Consider the following 19118-nt stretch of genomic DNA (forward strand, 5'->3'; position numbering starts at 1 on the left):
ACATATGAGCTGTATGACCATTCAATTATATCATATATCTGATGTACACTTTAGGATGTTTTTCCTGTTTTTCTAAATATGGGTAAACAAAGGATACAACCAATCGATTGTTCTTATCAAATGCGCCTTGGCGTATTTGCGCCCAGATTTTATCGAGCTCTGCTCGATAAATTTCCTCTGAAAATCTGTGGCATCCGTCGGAGGCTTTGACTTTATTCAGCCGGGTTTGAACCTCCACTGAATGGAATATCAATATGCATTCATCTCACCACTTATAGAAGTGGGAGATTTCTGCTGAATGAAGTTAAATAAATCAGTGAAATGACTCTAGCTAAAAAAGAACCAATGCTTTCCCCATTATTTGAGGAAAGCATTAGTTTTTTCAAGAGAAATGTATTTCGTTTATATCAATATGAGAGCCCGGTTGGATCTCGTTTCTCAAATAATGTGACGGATCGCTGCTCATAATTCGAATCACCTTGCATTTATGACCCTCTTGCTCTACCAATAGAGGAATATTATTCCAAATACACTCGGTTTGATTTAAAAAAACGTCATGATCGGCAGGAAAAATATGTTCATGCGGAACGATGGAATGGATAATCATTGTAGCAGCCTCTCTTCTTCATTGTTTTCTTTTTTAGCGGCTATCATTTCGTTCAGCTTCTTCATTGCAGGACCCACTCCACCTACCTCATTAATCAATCCATATTTTACTGCATCTGATCCGATTACATTTGTTCCGATATCGCGCGTCAAATTACCCTTGGCAAACATAAGGTCTTTGAAAGTCTCTTCAGAAATATCGGAGTGCTTTGTAACAAACCGGACAACCCGCTCCTGCATTTTATCCATATATTCAAATGACTGTGGAACACCAATAACTAAGCCAGTCAGGCGGATCGGATGAATGGTCATAGTGGCGGTTTCAGCGATAAACGCATAAGAGCACGATACAGCAATTGGTACACCTATTGAATGGCCTCCCCCTAATACAATCGACACAGACGGTTTTGATAAGGTTGAAATCATTTCCGATATAGCGAGTCCCGCCTCCACATCCCCTCCTACCGTATTCAAAATGACAAGGAGGCCTTCGATTTTTGGATTTTGTTCAATTGCCACGAGCTGAGGAATAATATGCTCATATTTCGTTGTCTTATTTTGAGGGGGCAATTGCATATGCCCTTCAATTTGACCAATAATCGTTAAACAGTGGATATTTGCATCCTGACTAAGATCAGGGACGTTCGTTGTTCCTAACTGCTGTAGTTTTTCTACAATTCCGGAGGGCTTTGTCTCTGGTGACTGTTCAGGTTCATTCGGTTGGTTTTCAAGTCGGTAATTGGATGATTGTTCGTTCTTCATGAAATACCCCCAAAACAAAAGATAATTGGAATTAGTATTCAACTACATCGTTTTTTTCATACAGAGGTTAAGAAAAGCGCAAGCGCCTTGGTCAGCACGGGCAAACAAGACGATTCCCAAGGAGGCGTTCTTCAGCCACTACAGGGAAACCGCTTGTTCCTTGCGGGGCTAAGCGCTAGCCGCCACATCCTGCCGCTTCGCTTGCACTAGTACCTCCTGTACGTCGGCAGGCTCAGTGCGCGACGTCCTGTCGCTTCGCTTGCACTAGTACCTCCTGTACGTCGCAGCTGGGACAAAGAAAAAGCTTTCTTTGAATAAAATTTTCCATAACAAGTTATACCTTCTTTACTCAGAACAAAAAGCGTAAGCATCTGTTCATCGATGAAGTCGAAATGAAAGACAGCCGATTTTGGGGAACTAGCGCTTTTTTGCCTTCAGAAGCGGATGGCTTGTCAATGGCGATCGGTTGCTTTGTTAGGAGCCTCCTATCGCATTCGCATACACTAGCGCTGCCTGTAGTCACGGCCAACTAACATAGCTGACGTGGTCCCCCACTCACCACACATTGGCTCTGGGGCACTCCCTTACTCCTTGGAAGGTGTTCCCTATCAGTTGGAGCTAGAAGCAGCATAATGCGATTAAAGATTATCAACAATCCTACTAAGAAGAAAAAGCGCCCATATGGCGCTTTTCGATTAACATTATACTTCCATGATAATTGGCAGTATCATTGGTCTGCGTTTAGTCTGGTCAAATAAAAATTGATTCAATCTGTCCCGGATATCCTGCTTGATTCCTGACCAGTCGAAGGAGCCCTCGGATATAGCTTGTTCAACAATCGACCGAACGATGTTTGTTGATTCCTCTATCAGCTTCTCCGATTCCCTTACATAGACAAAACCACGGGAGATGATTTCAGGTCCCGATGCAATTTTCTTATTCTTTTTATCCAGCGTCACGACGACAGTGAAAATTCCATCCTGTGAAAGAAGCTTGCGATCCCGCAGGACGATGTTTCCGACATCCCCGATACCGATTCCATCAATTAATATATTTCCAGCAGGCACTTTTCCTCCCACTGACATTTTGCCATCTTTGTATTCAATGACTTCTCCATTGCTAGGAATGAATATCTGATTCTTACTTAAGCCTTTTTGTTCAGCCAGCTTTGCATGCTCAAAAAGCATCCGATATTCTCCCTGAATCGGAATGAAAAATTTAGGCTTCATCAAATTGAGCATGAGCTTGAGATCCTCTTGACTCCCATGCCCCGAAACATGAATTTTAAAGTACGGCGTACTGACAACTGCTCCTGCTCTGTATAAAAGATCAATTGTTTTATACATGAAGGTTTCGAGTCCAGGCGAAGGAGTGGCTGTAATTAAGACAGTATCTCCTTTTCTAATATTGATCTGCTTATGATTTTGTCTGGCCATTTTTTGTAGTGCTTCGAAAGGCTCACCCATTGTTCCCGTCGAAATAATAACAATTTCGTTATCTTCATACTTCGGGATATCGCTAATCGGCACCATGAGCTCCTCTGACGCCAGGGAAAGGTATTTGAGCTTAAGGGCGATTTCAAAGCTCCGCTCAATGCTTTTTCCGACCACTGCCACTTTTCTTCCATTTTCATGTGCTGCATCCAAAGCCTGCTGGATCCTTATGAAATTAGATGCAAAGCAGGCAACAATGATCCTTCCTTGCGCAGTGTGAAATGTATTGGACAGCTCTCTTTCCGTGACCGCCTCCGAAATCGTAAAGCCCGGGTTTTCTGCTTCAGTGCTATCAGATAAAAGGCAAAGTACACCAGAATCACCGATACTCGCCATTTTTCCAATTTCTGCACGATATAATTCCGTAGCCGCCTGATCAAATTTAAAATCACCTGTATGAACGATTTTTCCTTCGGATGTCTGTATAGAAATCCCAACTGAATCCGGAATGCTGTGAGTTGTATGGAAAAATGTAACCACCGTGCGTTCAAACTTTATCCTGGAATTTGATCTGACGGTATGAAAACGACTGGATGTCTTCAGTCCGAATTCTTTCAACTTTTCCTTCGCCAATGCGATGGTTAATTTCGTACCGTAAACTGGAGCACTTATTTTCTGCAACACATAAGGTAGTGCTCCAATTGCATCTTCGTGTCCGTGCGTTAGAAAAATTGCTTTGACCCGATCTTTTTGTTCCTCCAGCCACGTTGTGTCCGGTATAACAATATCGATGCCAAGCATTTCATTTTCAGGAAACTTCAACCCGGCATCAATGATGAAAATGTCCGTATCAATTTCGATGACATACATATTTTTTCCAATCTCCCCTACTCCTCCAAGCGGGATTATTTTTATGTTGTCATTTATTATTTTAGTCAAAATATTTCTTCCTCCTATGGTGTATGTATTCCCGATCTTCATCAGTTACACTCCATTATACTTGATTGTGAATTCCATGTTCAACCAATACGGAAATTGGGAGTGAAAGCAAAAATAGTCTAAAGCTTATTATAAAAAACAACCGTAAAATGTGATACAATTTTTATAATTATGCGAACTCATAATAAAAAAAAGGAGACTCTGCATGAACAAGGGAAACCTGCTCCAAGAACTAGAAATTTATCGTTCATTTATTCAATACTCAGATATTCTTTTCTCGTTTCATTCAATCAACGGAGATTTTTCATATGTGTCCCCTACATCAGATCCTTTGCTTGGGTATAAGCCTGAAGAACTGCTAGACACCTCTCTTTTCGATTATTCTCATCCGAGCGACAGAAAAAAATTAAAGGATATTTGCTCTTCTCAATCGTATGAAAGAGTAAAATATCGTTTCTGTCGAAAGGAAGGAGATTATATATGGCTTGAAACCACACTGATACCGTATTGCGAAAGTAATGAACCAAAAGGCTTCTCCACGATTTCAAGGAATGTGACCAATCAGATTGCCACTGAAGCACAGTTGGAGGAGAATAAAGAAATGTACCGTTTGCTTGTTGAAAATTTCCAGGACACTGTCGGCATCATTACAAAAAGCGGTCATTGGATTTATATTAACGATACTGCCAAGAAATTGTTCGGAGTTACAAGGAAAGAAGAGGTGGTCGGCAAGTCAATCTTTGATTTTATATTTCCTGCCTCTCATGGGGAAGTAAGGCGCCAACTTATGCAAAATGGTATTAATGGCACTTTCGAACTTACTGTTTCTAGACATGACGGGCTGAAAAAATATGTACAAGTCAAATTGATTCCGACAATTTATAAAGAAAGAGAAACGTTTCAAATTTTGATCAGAGATTTGACTGAGCAAAAGAAAGCGGAAGAAATTATGCACAGGACCGAGAAACTGTCCGTTGTCGGACAACTGGCTGCAGGTATTGCTCATGAAATCCGAAATCCTTTGACAGCCATTAAAGGCTTCACACAATTGTTAAAGAAAGAAGATCATAATGACTATCTCGAGGTAATGCTGAACGAATTGGAACGCATCGAAGACATTGTCAGTGATTTACTGATTCTAGCAAAGCCACAGCCTTCCAAACTGGAAGAAGTCGATATCGGTATTTTGCTGGAGGATACCGTTGATCTTTTTCGTTCGGAGGCTATTCTTCATAATGTTGAGATCAAATTGGATATAGATCTGGGTGATTCCCTTATAAAAGGAGAATCGAACAAATTAAAACAGGTTTTTATCAATTTGCTGAAAAATGCGATTGAAGCAATGCCAAATGGGGGCGGAATCACGGTAAGCGCCATTAGGACAAGCAATGGGGAAATCATGACAAAGGTTAAAGATGAAGGCATGGGGATCCCGGAGGAACGAATACCCAATTTGGGAGAACCCTTTTACAGTACAAAGGAAAAAGGCACTGGTTTAGGATTGATGATATGCAATCGGATTATCAAAAATCACGGCGGGACGATAAGCATTGAAAGTAAAATCAATGAAGGAACCACCATCAGCGTAATTCTTCCGGCTTTCAGCCCTTCTAAGACACCTGCAAACATAAAATGATCCCCTGGTGAGATAATGTCACCAGGGGATTTTTTTAGCTATTTGGTATTTTTTTTACTGTATTCAATACAGCTTGCAAATCCAATCTTTCCTCTTCGGATAAAGGAACAAGCGGCAAGCGCACGGACCCTACATCAAATCCTGTAAGCTGCAGTGCCGTTTTAATTGGCGCAGGGTTGGGAGCCTTGAAAATCCCCCTCATAAACGGAAGCAGCTGCTGGTGTATAACCGCTGCCTTTGCATGGTCACCTCTTAAGAACAATTGTACCATGTCTTGCATTTCTTCTCCGATAACATGACTGGCAACAGAGACAACTCCCATCCCGCCGATGGAAAGCACCGGCAATGTCAAAGCATCATCGCCGCTGTATAACATAAAGTCATCAGGCGTATTGGATATAATTTTTGCCATGGCATCCAAGTCGCCACTCGCTTCTTTAACTGCAACAATATTATCAATCTTTGACAGTTCAATAACAGTATCAGGCAATAAGTTTATCGCTGACCTTCCCGGAATATTGTAAAGCATGACGGGCAATTTTGTGGCGCCTGCAATTGCTTCGAAATGTTTAAATAAACCAGCTTGGTTTGGCTTGTTATAATACGGTGCAACCAACATGATTGCATCAACCCCAAGCTCTTCGGCTTTTTTTGTTAATTCGATGGATGCATACGTATTGTTGCTTCCTGTACCGGCAATAACAGGAACACGGCCGGCCGTTTCTCTGACAACATGTTCAAAAAGAGCAAGTTTTTCTTCAGTCGTCAAAGTAGGAGATTCACCGGTTGTTCCAGCCACGACAAGAGAATCCGTACCACTATTTATCAAGTGATTCACAAGTTTAGAAGTTTTTTGGAAATCAACGTTTCCTTTAATATCAAAGGGTGTCACCATTGCCGTTGATACCCTGCCAAATTGAGCCATACACTCACACCTCAATCATATAATTCATATTCAATTTTTTCATTTTGCAATTCAAAGGCATCATGCAGTACATTTACTGCATTCTCCAATTCATTTCCTTCAACAAGGACCCAGATGGTTGTATGACTGTCAGCCGATTGAAGAATTCGGATTTCCTTTTCAGCCAAGGCAGTTACAATTTTAGCTGTAACGCCTGGGACCCCTGTGATGCCAGCACCAACAATTGATACTTTGGCACATTGTTGTTCCACGACTGGATCATAGCCTGCTGCATTCAATTCAGCAACAGCGCGTTCGACAGTATCTTCAGGAATCGTATAAACTACCCCTGTTGGTGAAATATTGATAAAGTCGACGCTGATATTCGCATTAGCCATTGCTTTAAAGACTTCAGATTGGAAATTATACTGTCCTTTTTTTGCAGTAACTTTTATTTGAGAAATATTTTCCAGAAAAGCGATCCCAGTAACCAACTGGTCGCGCACTTCATGCTGTTCGATTTTGCGATTTAACGTTGTAACAAGTGTGCCCGGTGAATCGGAATAAGTCGATCTGATCCTAAGTGGAATTTTAGCTTGCATAGCGATTTCGACCGCGCGTGGGTGAATGACTTTCGCCCCCTGATAAGCCATGTTACACACTTCATCGTATGTAACAACCGGAAGCGGCCGCGCCTTTTTAACAATTCGCGGATCGGCTGTCATCATTCCCTCAACGTCGGTAAAGATATCAATAAATTCTGCATTCAATGCCGCTCCAAGAGCTGCTGCTGAAGTATCGCTTCCTCCTCGGCCAATCGTTGTAACATCACCGTTTTCCGCTGCTCCCTGGAAGCCAGCGACTACTACTACATCATATGTCTTCAATTCCTCTTTAAGCCGACCACAGTTCATTTTCAAAATTTTGGCGTTTGTGAAATCAGCATTCGTGAGAAATCCTGCCTGCGCACCAGACAATGCTGTCGCTTTAATACCTTTCTCATTTAACATATGTGTGAAAACGACACTTGAGATTGTCTCGCCGCAGGATACGAGCATATCTTTTTCTCTGCTGGTAAGGGTTGTTTTTTTATCCCCTATCAAACCTAATAATGTATCTGTTGCATATGAGTCCCCTTTTCTCCCCATCGCTGATACAACCACAACTACCTTATTGCCGTTATCTAGAGCTTTTTGTATATGTCTTTTTGCGTGAGCACGTGTTTCACTATTTTTTACGGATGTTCCACCAAATTTCTGAACTACAACTTTCATTCTAACACCCCAAATTTAAAATTTAACTGTGCTGCGGCGTTGATACTAAACCCAATTTGACAAGACTCTGTGCAATTTGGACTGTATTTAGAGCTGCTCCTTTAAGCAGATTATCAGATACGATCCACAAATGGAATCCAGTTTTTTCATCCAAATCTCTACGGATCCTTCCTACAAATACATCGTCTTTTCCTACTGCCATAGCTGGCATCGGATAGATTTGCTCATCCGGATTGTCCTGAAGTGTTACACCCTGTGCTTCTGAAAGGACTCGCTTAATATCTTCAACTGTTACATCGTTTTGTCCAACTTCAATATAGACTGATTCAGAATGTCCAGTTTCGACCGGAAGCCGTACACAAGTTGCTGCAACCTTCAAAGCTGGAAGGCCCATGATTTTTTTCGTTTCATTGATCATTTTCAGTTCTTCCAATGTATAACCATTTTCAGAGAATTGATCGATTTGTGGAATGGCATTAAAAGCAATTTGGTAATGTTTATCCGCTCCACCCACTGGTAGAACTTCAGGCGTAAACTCTTCTTCATCAATAATGGATTTAGTTTGGTTATTTAACTCTGCAATCGCTTGAGCTCCTGCACCAGATACTGCCTGATAAGTAGAAACGATCACTTTGTTCAAACCAAATTCTTTTCTGATTGGCTCAAGGGCTGCAACCATCTGAATAGTTGAACAGTTTGGATTGGCGATAAGCCCTTTATGATCCTTTACAGCCTCTTCGTTCACTTCCGGAACCACGAGCGGAACTTCAGGGTCCATTCGGAATGCACTTGTATTATCTATAACAATTGCCCCGCGTTTCACTGCTTCGGGCGCGAATTTCTTGGATACGCTCCCTCCCGCACTGAATAAGGCAATATCTACTCCTTCGAATGATTCTGGAACAGCCTCTTCAACCGTGAGAGTTTCCTCTTTAAATTGGATTTGTTTACCTGCTGAACGGGCTGATGACAGCAGCGTCAACTTTCGAATCGGAAAGTCCCTTCTTTCCAAAGTTTTTAAAATTTGCTGTCCCACTGCTCCAGTCGCACCCATGACGGCGACATGATAACCTGTAGTTTTTTCCATTTGAAAGACTCTCCTCCTAATCCCAACTGCCTGTGTTTAGGCCCATAAGGACTATTTCAATAATAACCATTTTAACACACTTTACACTGCTATCGAAATCATTTTCTTCGAAATATTGAATTGGCGGGAAAAGGTAGATGATTGCATCCGCCTTTTCCCGTGAACACAATTAAGAAAAGCGCAATGCGCGCAGGCATAAGGTGAATTTTGATGAGGGAGTTCCTCAGCCACCACGGCAAAGCTGCTCATTTCAATTACATCGTGAAAAGCTTCCTTGAATAAGCTGTGCCGCAGGAGCACATTCTTCCTGAATAAACTTCCACGTGGCTTGATCCTTGCGCCAATGGCGCCTGGCCGCCTCAGTCCGCCACATCCTGGCTTCGCCTGCACTAGTACTTCCTGTACGGCGCAGCTAGACTTAATCAAATGCGCCTTGGCGTATTTGCGCCCAGATTTTATCGAGCTTTAGCTCGATAAATTTCCTCTGAAAATCTGTGGCGTCCGCCGGAGGCTTTGACTTTATTCAGCCGGGTTTGCCCCCCCCACTGAATGGAATAACAATATGCATTCATCTCACCACTTACAGAAGTGGGAGACTTCTGCTGAATGAAGTTAAATCTTAATTTGAACAAAGTATGTCATCTAATTTTATATTTCTTTAAGAAAAGTCCCTAAACCTTTCGATTATCACTGGTTGTACTTGGTATCCGTTAATAGCGGCTTCCACTGTTTCAGGCAGCATTTCCATACGAGCAACCATCGAAGTAGGCTTTTTTTCTGGATCGTCCTGGCCATACGGAATAAAGTATATATTCTTGGCAGCCATGAGCCTCATCAGATTTACGCCATTCAATCCTAGAGCATCATTGGTGGAGATTCCTAAAACTACAGGCTTCCTGTTTCTCAGCGTAGCTTTTGCCGCCATGAGTACCGGACTGTTAGTAAATTACTCATGGTAGTAAAAAACACTCATGGCAATTGAACATAGATAATAAAGTTGTTAAAATTCCATCACGAAAATCCGCATTATTTATAGTGTTAATATGACCAATGTGTTGGTTTAAAATAAAGTTTGATCAAAATAGGCGTATAAAAGCCTAGTCTAACAAAAAGATTAGAGCCTGCTTTTGAAAAACAGATTGATCAAAATAGGCTCAAAAAAATATTCGTTGTGGAGATGTTTTATAATTGGCACTTGCAAATCATTCAATTCATTGCACTAATTCTGGGTCCGGTCTATCTATCCATTATTTAAAATAATTTATTCCTATTGCTTCTCTTACTTCTAAAAGGGTTTCTGCTGCTACTGAACGCGCACTTAGACTTCCTTTTTCAATACTTCAAACACAAAATCCAGATGTTTTTCATAATAGTTTCTTTTATTTCTAATTGGTTCTAATTCTGCTTGAAGTATATCATTCAAATATTTCTTCACTTTTACGTCTCCTAAACCACCCTTTCTATAATGTTCTTTCATTTCTTCTAATTGCAATTTATCTGAACAAAATGCATCTAAGTATGTAAAGACAGTATTATTCTCTACATTTCCAGGATCTTCTACTCTAATATGATTTGGATCTGTATACATTGACATAACCTTCTTTTTAATAATGTCTGGGGAGTCCGAAAGGTATATTGCATTATCTAATGATTTACTCATTTTAGCTTTACCATCAATACCAGGTAATCTCCCTAAACCCTTTTCTGGAAGTAATACATTTGGTTCGATTAGTACATCTCTTTTATATATAGAATTAAAGCTTCTTACAATTTCTTTGGTTTGTTCAATCATAGGTATTTGATCTTCTCCAACCGGAACCACAGTTGCTTTAAAAGCTGTAATATCTGCTGCTTGACTAACTGGATAAATAAGAAATCCAATAGGCAAACTCTCGTTAAAATTCTTTTCCTTAATTTCATTTTTAACAGTAGGGTTCCTTTTAAGTCTAGAAAGTGTAACTATATTAAGATAATGCATTGTTAATTCATGAAGCTCTGGTATTTGTGACTGAACAAAGATATTTACTTTAGAGGGATCAATACCTACTGATAAGTAATCTAATGCTACTTCATTAAGGTTATTTCTAATTTTTTCGGGATTTCTTGCATTATCAGTTAAGGCTTGTTGATCTGCAATCATAATAAAACTATTATATTGGTCTTGTAATTCAACCCGATTTTTCAAAGAACCTATATAGTGCCCGATATGAAGTTTACCTGTAGGTCGATCTCCTGTTAACAAGATTTCTTTTTTCATTTGTTCTCTCCTTAATGTTTATAGTTAAAAAAATAAAAAACTCCGCCCTAAATTAATAGGACGGAGATCATTTCCGTGTTGCCACCTAAATTGTGTAATTATTTTAATAAATATAATTACACCCCTCATTATCAAGTACTAACATACTCTATCTGCTATAAGGTGCAGCCCACCACTTGGATACTCTCTTTATAGATTTCACCTTGTTCCTTCAAGGTCCATTCACTAAATTTCTTCTTGCTAGGTTCTCAACTACCCTAACTCTCTGTATTGAAGCTAAATTTAATTACTTCTCCTCATCATAGGACATCACCATTATTTTATTGTACTTATTATATAAACTTTTTTCTCCAGATTCAAATCATCTTCTTATCCACTAGCTTGCCATATAAATAAAGAAAAAAATCCTGCAATTTTAATCAAACCTTGTTAAGTCCCTTAATCATTTGAAGATGTCCACTGGAGACTGTTTAACAGAACACAATTTATTAGCAATTCCTACAAAATACTCTACCCCATACTTTAAAGCTTTTTCGTCTATCATAAACTTGGGATGATGTAATGGGAAAGCCTTTCCAGAATCAGCATTATGTACTCCTATAAACTGCATGGAACTAGGAACTACTTCGGAATAAGCTGAAAAGTCTTCTGTTCCAAAGAAAGGTTCCTCGACATTAATTACGTTATTTTTTCCACAAACTTCTTCTACTACTGCTCTCGATATATCAACTGCATTCTTTTCATTGACAACAGCTGGATACCCTAAATACCAAAGCATTTCATAACTGGCTCCATGTGCTTCTGTGATACCTTTTACAATTTGTTCCAAAAATTCCCTTGCCTTTACTCGACTATCATGATCTAAGGAACGAATCGTTCCACCAAGCTCGGCATATTCTGGAATAACGTTTAATGCACTACCACTTGTGAACTTCGTGATGGAAACAACCGGTGCTTTAAGTACTGCAATTTTTCTTGAAACAATTTGTTGAATACTTACGGCGATTTCTGCACCTATAATAAGTGGATCGATCGTTAATTCAGGCGTAGAAGCATGTCCGCCACGCCCGATTATTTTTAGTTCAAAGTCATCAGCAATAGCACAAAATACTCCTTCTCTTATACAAATAGTTCCCGTTTTCTCGTGAGGAGTAACGTGAAGTGCGAACGCATAGTCTACCCCTTCCAGCACACCTTTTTCTACTAATTCCGAAGCGCCCCCGGGTAAAACTTCTTCAGCATGCTGAAAAATAAATCTAATTTCTCCATGGATTTCTTTCCTATTATTAGATAAAATTTTTGCTGCACCTAATAACATTGCAGCATGTGCATCATGACCGCATGCATGCATAACGCCATGATTTTTTGACTTAAACTCAACATCAGTTTCCTCTTTAATAGGGAGGGCATCGATATCTGCACGAAATGCTATTGTATACTGTTTCTCACTAGATTCTTTTAGGCCTTTCAGGACAGCGAGAACGCTTGTTTTAGTTGGTCTCGTCACTTCTAGGCCAGAAAAATTTTTTAATAGATTATATATATATTCAGAAGTCTTATGCTCTTCATACGAAAGTTCAGGATTTTCATGGAAATGGCGTCTCCATTTAATAACCTCATCCTCTATGATGCCTCGTGTTGTCTTCATAAGAACCCCCTCTTTTTTAATATTAGGATTATTCGGAAATTAATTACTTAAAGTGTCCTCCTTCCATTAATTTAATAAATGTGAAAAAACTTAATATCATTGCTATATCCATCAATATGATTTTTGGAAACTATTCCACAAGCTTGCTCTTTAATTTCCTATATTATTCGCAAACATCATTTTAAAGAGGATCATATTTAATGCATTGAGCGATGATTATGGTTAATCGGAGACATAACTTGTAATAAGAAATTTAGAAATACCAACTTTACTTAATTTGATGTTGTAATTGGAGCTTCGCATCTCGGGCAATCCTATGTAAAAATAGAGGGGAGTCAAAGTTTCGAGGCCACTAATAACAACATCTTAAAACGATCGTGGGGCCAACAAGCAAAGGATCGTCGCTTTCTCCGCCCTGTGACAACGGCAAATGGTTGGCCCCCGCCGCGCGCTTAAGTCGGCCCAGGATATCATCTAACATGGCCGGGTGATTTAGCGCACACGCATTGATATTCTTTGTGAGCGAGTACGGCTGAATCCGCAAAAAGGCTCAACATTGTTCGCCCCCTTTGCTTAACCATTCAGAAGAAGACCGCAGGGATGTCCCGTGCTAAATGAGATTCAGATTGGGTTTGGGCCTCTTTTAACAGTTTTGAAATCCATATATTGTGACAAATTTAGGTGGAGAGTGATCTACTAAAAAGAGGTCATACAACTAGGCTTTTGAACCGGCTGAAACAGTTGATCTAGTTCCTTCTTAAACCGGGGATCCGATACTTTTACTAAGCTATAGTCATGCAGCTTTTGAAAAGATACAGCGCCCATGATGAGTGAGGAGAAATTAGCAATGTCCAGCTCAATGGTAACGTCTGGGGTACCTTCATCCAACAAGGAAGCTCTTCCCCCCTGAAAGTGAACAAGTGTGTTTCCCTCGTTTTCCGGCAGTAATTTGTCCAGAACCCGTATTTCTACTGTTAATGTCTTTCCACCAAAATTGTGATCAGAAAGGTCAGCAAATAATTTTGGTACGTTAATAATTCTGTACATTATCCCCACACCTGTTTGATGGATTTGAATGTTTGATTCTGGAAGTAGATTATCGTACCCGTTGCTCGGATCAACCAATAAATGGTGAAAGTCTTCATCCTGTGTGTTTAAAATTATCCGTTGAATTTGATCTGCCTGGCTGGAAAGGAATGTGCACAATTCTGAAAAAGCTTCAGGCGTTTCATAGATAAATTCCTTAACTATAAGATCATAGGCAGAAAAATTATCCTCAGGACAGAGCCTTTTGAATTTGAAAACTAGATAACCTTCAATTCTACCATCTTTTTTGTAAGCAACTATATGATCATCCGGATCGGCAAACATCAACTTTGCTTCCATTTCGGTTTTGGCGATCATACCATGCGTAAGTTCCGTATAACGTTGATAGCAATCTAACACCAATTCTTGGTCAAGCTCTGTAACACGAATTATGTGTTTTTTGGTACCTCTATTTTGAAAGTGACTAGGATTGACCCGATATTGATTTACCTTCGTGCCGACACCAAACCCCAACTGTTTGTAAAAATCAACACGAAACGGACTTAATAACGTGATACTAACCTCGCGTTCCCGATAGTAACGCAAGAAATAGGAAAGCAGATCACGACCTACTTTTTCTTTTTTACGCATGATATCAACCGCTACCAAACCGACTCCCCCTACTGGTAACGGATGGGAGAAGACATTCATTGTATAATGATGAAGTCTCATGCTGCCCAATAAAGTTTCATCTTCAAACAAACCATAGAACTCAGAGCTGTTGTCCTGATTATGTGCCATAACAAAGCGTTCCCGCAAGTTCCCGCCGGTTACAGGCAGGTCAAATTCGGTGTCGGGGAAAGCCCCTCGAATGAGAGGAACGTATTTTTCAAAGTCTTCCTCAGTTAATTTACGGATAACACGCACTGCAAACACCACCTTTATGTTATTTTACCCCCAAAATCGTTCGTATTATCTATTCCAGCCTTTGGTCTTTCAAGAGATTCAAAAATGAGCTTAGTAAAGTAGCCACCTTCAATAATTATACTTCTTCTTTCTTCTAGAAAATAAAGTAATATTAGTAGCTTTCGAATATCCTTTGGCCTGATTGAGGGCTTCTTCGGTAATTCGCTACCAGATCAAGTATTATAAAGCAAAGGCCTGAACAATAGCTCCTGCACTTTTTACAAAAAAATGAGCATGAATCCTTTACCGATGGTACAAATTCGTTGATTTTAGATATATCTAGCGTAGATCAAGCGAAATAGTTTTTAAATCTGACATTTCATTGATAGAGTATTTTCCGCCAATTCTTCCTACACCACTTGCTTTTCCAGCTACTCCTCCGAATGGAACGTGCGACTCCCAGTAGTTGCTGCTATCATTGATATTCACGATTCCGGCCCTTAAGTTTTCAGCAAAATACATAGAATCTTTTAAATTGCTTGTAAACACAGAGGAAACTAGTCCCCAATTATTACGCGCAGCGATTTCCACCGCTTCTTCATGTGTAGAAAATGACATTACAGGTGCTACGGGACCAAACGTTTCTTCCTTATTATATAAGCACTCTTCGGTTACCCCAACAATGACTGTTGGCTCAAAGAATAAATCGCTTGTTTTATTTGCTGCCCGTTTACCACCAATGAGTATTTTCGCTCCTTTATCCAGGCAATCTTTGGCATGTATATCATTTTTTAATGTCACAGGTTCATTATTTAAAGGCCCCATTGTTGTACGCTGGTCGAATGGATCACCAATGATAATTTCCTTTGCATGATTGACTAGTTTGGCAACAAATTCATCATGAACATCACGATGAATCAAAATCCGTTCGGTTGCAGAACAAACCTGACCGGCATTATAGAAACACCCACTTGCAATCATACGTGCTGCGTGATCCAGATCGGCATCTTTCAGCACGATCGTAGGACCATTTCCGCCCAATTCAAGAAGCATCGGCTTTCCTGCGCCTCGAACAGCAATTTGGTGGCCAGTTGCTGTACTTCCAGTAAACCCGATTGCATCAGTGCCTGGATTTGCCACGATTTCGTCTCCAACAACGGCCCCTTTGCCTGTTACTAGATTGAGAACTCCTACGGGAACGCCAGCTTCCTCAAAACATTCCGCCAGTCTGATCGCACATAAGGAAGTAGTTGGTGCTGGAACCCAGACGATAGCATTGCCGGCAGCCAAACCAGGAGCAAGGTATTCTGCCGCGACCATAAATGGAAAGTTCCATGGAGTGATGATGGCGTATACTCCCTTTGGCTGCCGAATTGTCAAAACTCTTTTATTCCTGTCTTCTACTGGAATCACAGAGGTCTCTAGCCACTTGATTTGTTCGGCTGCGTCTGCGAACGCCATAACCGTGCCATCGATTTCATCGAGTGCTTCGGAATAGTACGGCTTTCCCTGTTCCAGTGTTAAGACTCGTGCCAAATCCTCTCTCCTACGCGAGATGACCTCTGCAATAGATACAAGCAATTTTGAGCGATCCCATACAGACATTCTTGAAATTTGTTCAAAGCCTTGGCGTGCGGATTGAATTGCCATACGTGCATCTTTCCGAACTCCTTCCGGAATACTCGCAATTGCTTGTCCAGTTGCCGGATTAACGCTTTCAAAATAGTTACCAGATACTGAATCTACCCATTCCCCACCTATAAACATTTTTTCTGTTTTCATATGGATACCCCCTACAATTTTACTTGGACAGGAAGTCCTTCCTTGCTAGACTTTTCTGCAGCAATCATAATTTTCAAGGCGTCAACCCCAGCCTGTCCTCCTGCATACGGAGACTCATCAGTCAAAATACATTTGATAAAATGGTCAGCTTCAATGTGATATCCATTATCGAGTGTCAGCTCAGGATAATCGCAATACGTATTCGTTGCGACGTTAAGCTGTTGGCCTCCTAGATTTACGTGAGCACTACCCTTAGTTCCATTTACGTAACATTCCATTTCCAGCAAATTTTTGTTTCCCTCAGGTTCATTCCATGTTACTTGCAAAGCAGCTGTTGCACCACTTTTCCACTTGATAATGTTCCAGTAATAGTCGGCCACGCCTAATTTATCGAATATTTCAAAATTACCGCTTGTAGAATAAACAGTGTCTACATCACGTCCAAAAATCGATAACAGAAAATCAATATCATGAACTCCCAAATACTCATTCACACTGCAACGCCCATTTAAGCGATATCCTTCTGATTTTCTAACTGCTCTTCTTGAATAGGCATTGATGGGAAGTCCTAATTCCCCCTTCTGGAATTGCTGTTGAATATGTGCATATTCTGGAATATAGCGCAGCGTCATCCCCAGCATCAATTTCACGTTTGCAGTATTTACAGCATGTATGATTGCCTCTGCATCTTCAACTGTCGTAGCAATTGGCTTTTCTAATAAAATATCAACACCTGCACGAGCAGCTATTAAAACTGGTTCACGATGATATTGATCAGGAGTAGCGATGACGACCCCATCCAACGGACATTTCTCATGCATTTCTAACTGATTTGAATATACTTCGGGAATTCCATAAGTAGCTTGCATTTCTCTTAATCTACTTTCATTCATATCACAGATAGCAACTACTTCACAAAGAGGATGTTTATTAAATGCCTGTATATGCACCTCGCCAATCAGTCCTGTTCCAATAATACCAATGCGTACTTTCTTCATGACTAAAACCTCTCCTTTATTTATTATTTATGAAATATTCATCCTAATGAGACCTTCAGTTCTGCCCTTTCTCTTTCATTAACCCGCAAGTGATTGTCTATACATTTTTGTTAAGCGAAGGTATATCAAATCGGGTGAGATAAGCCAGAAGCCGACCATTAGTAATGAATGAATATTTATCAAAAATGATAAGTAAAAAAGCACCTAACCTATAAGTGAGAGAATTATGTATAAGATTACGTCCTTTCCAGAATCTTCTTTTATTCAAAGAATAGTGTGATATAAAGGACAATTTTACCGCTGTAAATGCAAACAATGCTCCAAAGTTAAACCATAGACCCTAAGGCAACTGTGGCAACTAACAAAAAATCTAAAATAAGTGATTGTTTGTCCCTTTTGCAGGGTTGTCCATTTAAAGGGCTGTCATTATTCTCAATCCTTCCATTTTTTGAATCAAATGTAAGAATGGCATCCGTGCTTCATTTGTTCCTCTTCTCCCCCTTTACATGTGTGGGATTCGAAGGAGTCACAACGTTAGCAGAAGAAACAGATCCCTTATCAAATGCGCCTTGGCGTATTTGCGCCCAGATTTTATCAAGCTCCGCTCGATAAATTTCCTCTGAAAATCTGTGGCATCCGCCGGAGGCTTTGACTTTATTCAGCCGGGGTTTGAACCCCTACTGAATGGAATACCAATAGGCTTTCATCTCACCACTTACAGAAGTGGGAGATTTCTGCTGAATGAAGTTAAATGTTCATCATTTTTCTATTATCACAATTGTAAGTATACTCAGGGTAAAATCTCGGCAAATTTTAATGTTTTGCTATTGTCTCTATTCTTGAACTAAATGGCCACAAAAGAGGCTAATCTGGTTCCCACCCAAATCTTTACAAAAAAGAAGTACCTTGACCTTCTCCCTATCCATACGACCGACTGTATGGTAATGCTACAACTGTTTTTACGAAATTGCAAGATAATTTTTTATTACCTACATCAAATATTCATAGATTGACTTTTGACATAAACTTATGTATAAGGATTACAAGGTGATATTACTTTTCAGGGGGACATCATGACATCTAAACTAATTATAGAAGCTGCTCTAAAATTATTTACTCAACATGGTTACGAGGGTGCCTCCTTGGCAGATATCGCCAAAGAAGTGGGCATTCATAAGTCTTCCATTTATACACATTTCCAAAAAAAGGAAGATCTTTTCTTTGCTGTGTTTGATTATGCCATGTCAGATTATCGTGAACACCTTAAACAATTGCTTAATACAATACAATATGACTCTATTGAAGACATTCTGTATAAAATATTGTGTAACGTTGGTCAGTACTACAATCACAGCGCAGAGAAAGTAGTATTTCAAAAAAGGTTTCTTCTCTTTCCACCGATCTCTTTACAAGACGAATTGAAAAATAGGTTTGCTTCTTTCGATGATTCATTAATTCAAATTTTATTTTCAATTTTTAAAGAAAGACTTCCAAAATCTGAGTTCCAATCCCAAGAAGTAAAAGACTGGTTAAATGCATATTCATGTGTGTTGGATGGTCTTTTTTCACATATGGTGTACTATGGAAATGTAGGTTTTGATGAAAAAGTTTCTAGCGTTTGGAATCTTTTTTGGGGAGGTATTCAACACTCTACCCTTCTGCGAAAATAAAAACTATCTTTAAATTCTAATAATTCAAGACAAAGAAATAAGATTTGATAATTCAGTTTATTGATTTATCAAATCTTATTTTTATTGTTCATTACAAGCTAAACGGTTATATATTGTCTCGTTGTTATCGTTAATAACTTAGTTTTGTATGTGCAACGCAATAATCTTGATAGAGTTTGAGCCGTGTAAA

General features: G+C 39.7%; 13 protein-coding genes and 2 pseudogenes. 2 read left to right on the forward strand and 13 right to left on the reverse strand.

From position 1 onward, the window contains the following. Positions 1-25 precede the first annotated feature (25 nt). The 4 genes from D5F11_RS04560 to D5F11_RS04575 all read right to left on the reverse strand — a co-directional run bounded on the left by D5F11_RS04560 (position 26) and on the right by D5F11_RS04575 (position 3740). A complete protein-coding gene (locus D5F11_RS04560; protein WP_120116163.1) occupies positions 26-253 on the reverse strand; it encodes a hypothetical protein in 228 nt (75 codons plus the stop codon). Between the two features lie 129 nt (positions 254-382). Next, positions 383-607 carry a YlzJ-like family protein gene (locus D5F11_RS04565; protein WP_120116162.1) on the reverse strand — a complete coding sequence of 75 codons (225 nt, stop codon included), beginning with the start codon at positions 605-607 and terminating at the stop codon, positions 383-385. After that, positions 604-1368: a ClpP family protease gene (locus D5F11_RS04570; protein WP_120116161.1), complete on the reverse strand. Its 765-nt coding sequence runs from the start codon at positions 1366-1368 to the stop codon at positions 604-606. The genes D5F11_RS04565 and D5F11_RS04570 overlap by 4 nt, the downstream gene beginning before the upstream one ends. Positions 1369-2069: 701 nt before the next feature. Beyond that, complete coding sequence (locus tag D5F11_RS04575; RefSeq protein ID WP_120116196.1) at positions 2070-3740, reverse strand: ribonuclease J; 1671 nt, start codon at positions 3738-3740, stop codon at positions 2070-2072. Between the two features lie 205 nt (positions 3741-3945). Between D5F11_RS04575 and D5F11_RS04580 the strand changes: the two genes are divergently transcribed. After that, positions 3946-5376 carry a PAS domain-containing sensor histidine kinase gene (locus tag D5F11_RS04580; protein WP_120116160.1) on the forward strand — a complete coding sequence of 477 codons (1431 nt, stop codon included), beginning with the start codon at positions 3946-3948 and terminating at the stop codon, positions 5374-5376. Positions 5377-5410: 34 nt separating this feature from the next. Here the strand turns inward: D5F11_RS04580 and dapA are convergent, their stop codons facing one another. From dapA to D5F11_RS04625, 9 genes and pseudogenes are all read right to left on the reverse strand, one after another. Then, a complete protein-coding gene (gene dapA, locus D5F11_RS04585) occupies positions 5411-6301 on the reverse strand; it encodes a 4-hydroxy-tetrahydrodipicolinate synthase (RefSeq protein WP_120116159.1) in 891 nt (296 codons plus the stop codon). A gap of 11 nt (positions 6302-6312) precedes the next feature. Beyond that, positions 6313-7554 carry an aspartate kinase gene (gene dapG, locus D5F11_RS04590; protein WP_120116158.1) on the reverse strand — a complete coding sequence of 414 codons (1242 nt, stop codon included), beginning with the start codon at positions 7552-7554 and terminating at the stop codon, positions 6313-6315. Positions 7555-7576: 22 nt separating this feature from the next. Next, a complete protein-coding gene (gene asd, locus D5F11_RS04595; protein WP_120116157.1) occupies positions 7577-8641 on the reverse strand; it encodes an aspartate-semialdehyde dehydrogenase in 1065 nt (354 codons plus the stop codon). A 658-nt stretch (positions 8642-9299) separates the two neighbouring features. Then, positions 9300-9584: pseudogene (locus tag D5F11_RS04600) on the reverse strand (flavoprotein); the annotation flags it as partial. Positions 9585-9888: 304 nt separating this feature from the next. Then, positions 9889-10898 (reverse strand): annotated as a pseudogene (gene trpS, locus D5F11_RS04605) (tryptophan--tRNA ligase). 442 nt (positions 10899-11340) lie between these two features. Continuing rightward, the gene (locus D5F11_RS04610; RefSeq protein ID WP_120116155.1) at positions 11341-12546 is read right to left on the reverse strand and encodes an amidohydrolase; all 1206 of its coding nucleotides are present in this window, start codon (positions 12544-12546) and stop codon (positions 11341-11343) included. 696 nt (positions 12547-13242) lie between these two features. Then, positions 13243-14511, reverse strand: coding sequence for a GNAT family N-acetyltransferase (locus tag D5F11_RS04615; RefSeq protein WP_120116154.1), 1269 nt, complete (start codon positions 14509-14511; stop codon positions 13243-13245). 306 nt (positions 14512-14817) lie between these two features. Beyond that, positions 14818-16260 carry an aldehyde dehydrogenase family protein gene (locus D5F11_RS04620; RefSeq protein ID WP_221768446.1) on the reverse strand — a complete coding sequence of 481 codons (1443 nt, stop codon included), beginning with the start codon at positions 16258-16260 and terminating at the stop codon, positions 14818-14820. Between the two features lie 11 nt (positions 16261-16271). Beyond that, entirely contained in the window at positions 16272-17258 is a 987-nt protein-coding gene (locus D5F11_RS04625) for a Gfo/Idh/MocA family protein (RefSeq protein ID WP_120116153.1), read from the reverse strand. 1073 nt (positions 17259-18331) lie between these two features. Between D5F11_RS04625 and D5F11_RS04630 the strand changes: the two genes are divergently transcribed. After that, positions 18332-18928: a TetR/AcrR family transcriptional regulator gene (locus D5F11_RS04630; protein ID WP_120116152.1), complete on the forward strand. Its 597-nt coding sequence runs from the start codon at positions 18332-18334 to the stop codon at positions 18926-18928. The last annotated feature ends 190 nt before the right edge of the window (positions 18929-19118 follow it).

Origin of the sequence: Siminovitchia terrae, assembly GCF_003605405.2 — a bacterium.
Taxonomy (GTDB): Bacteria; Bacillota; Bacilli; order Bacillales; family Bacillaceae_C; genus Siminovitchia; species Siminovitchia terrae.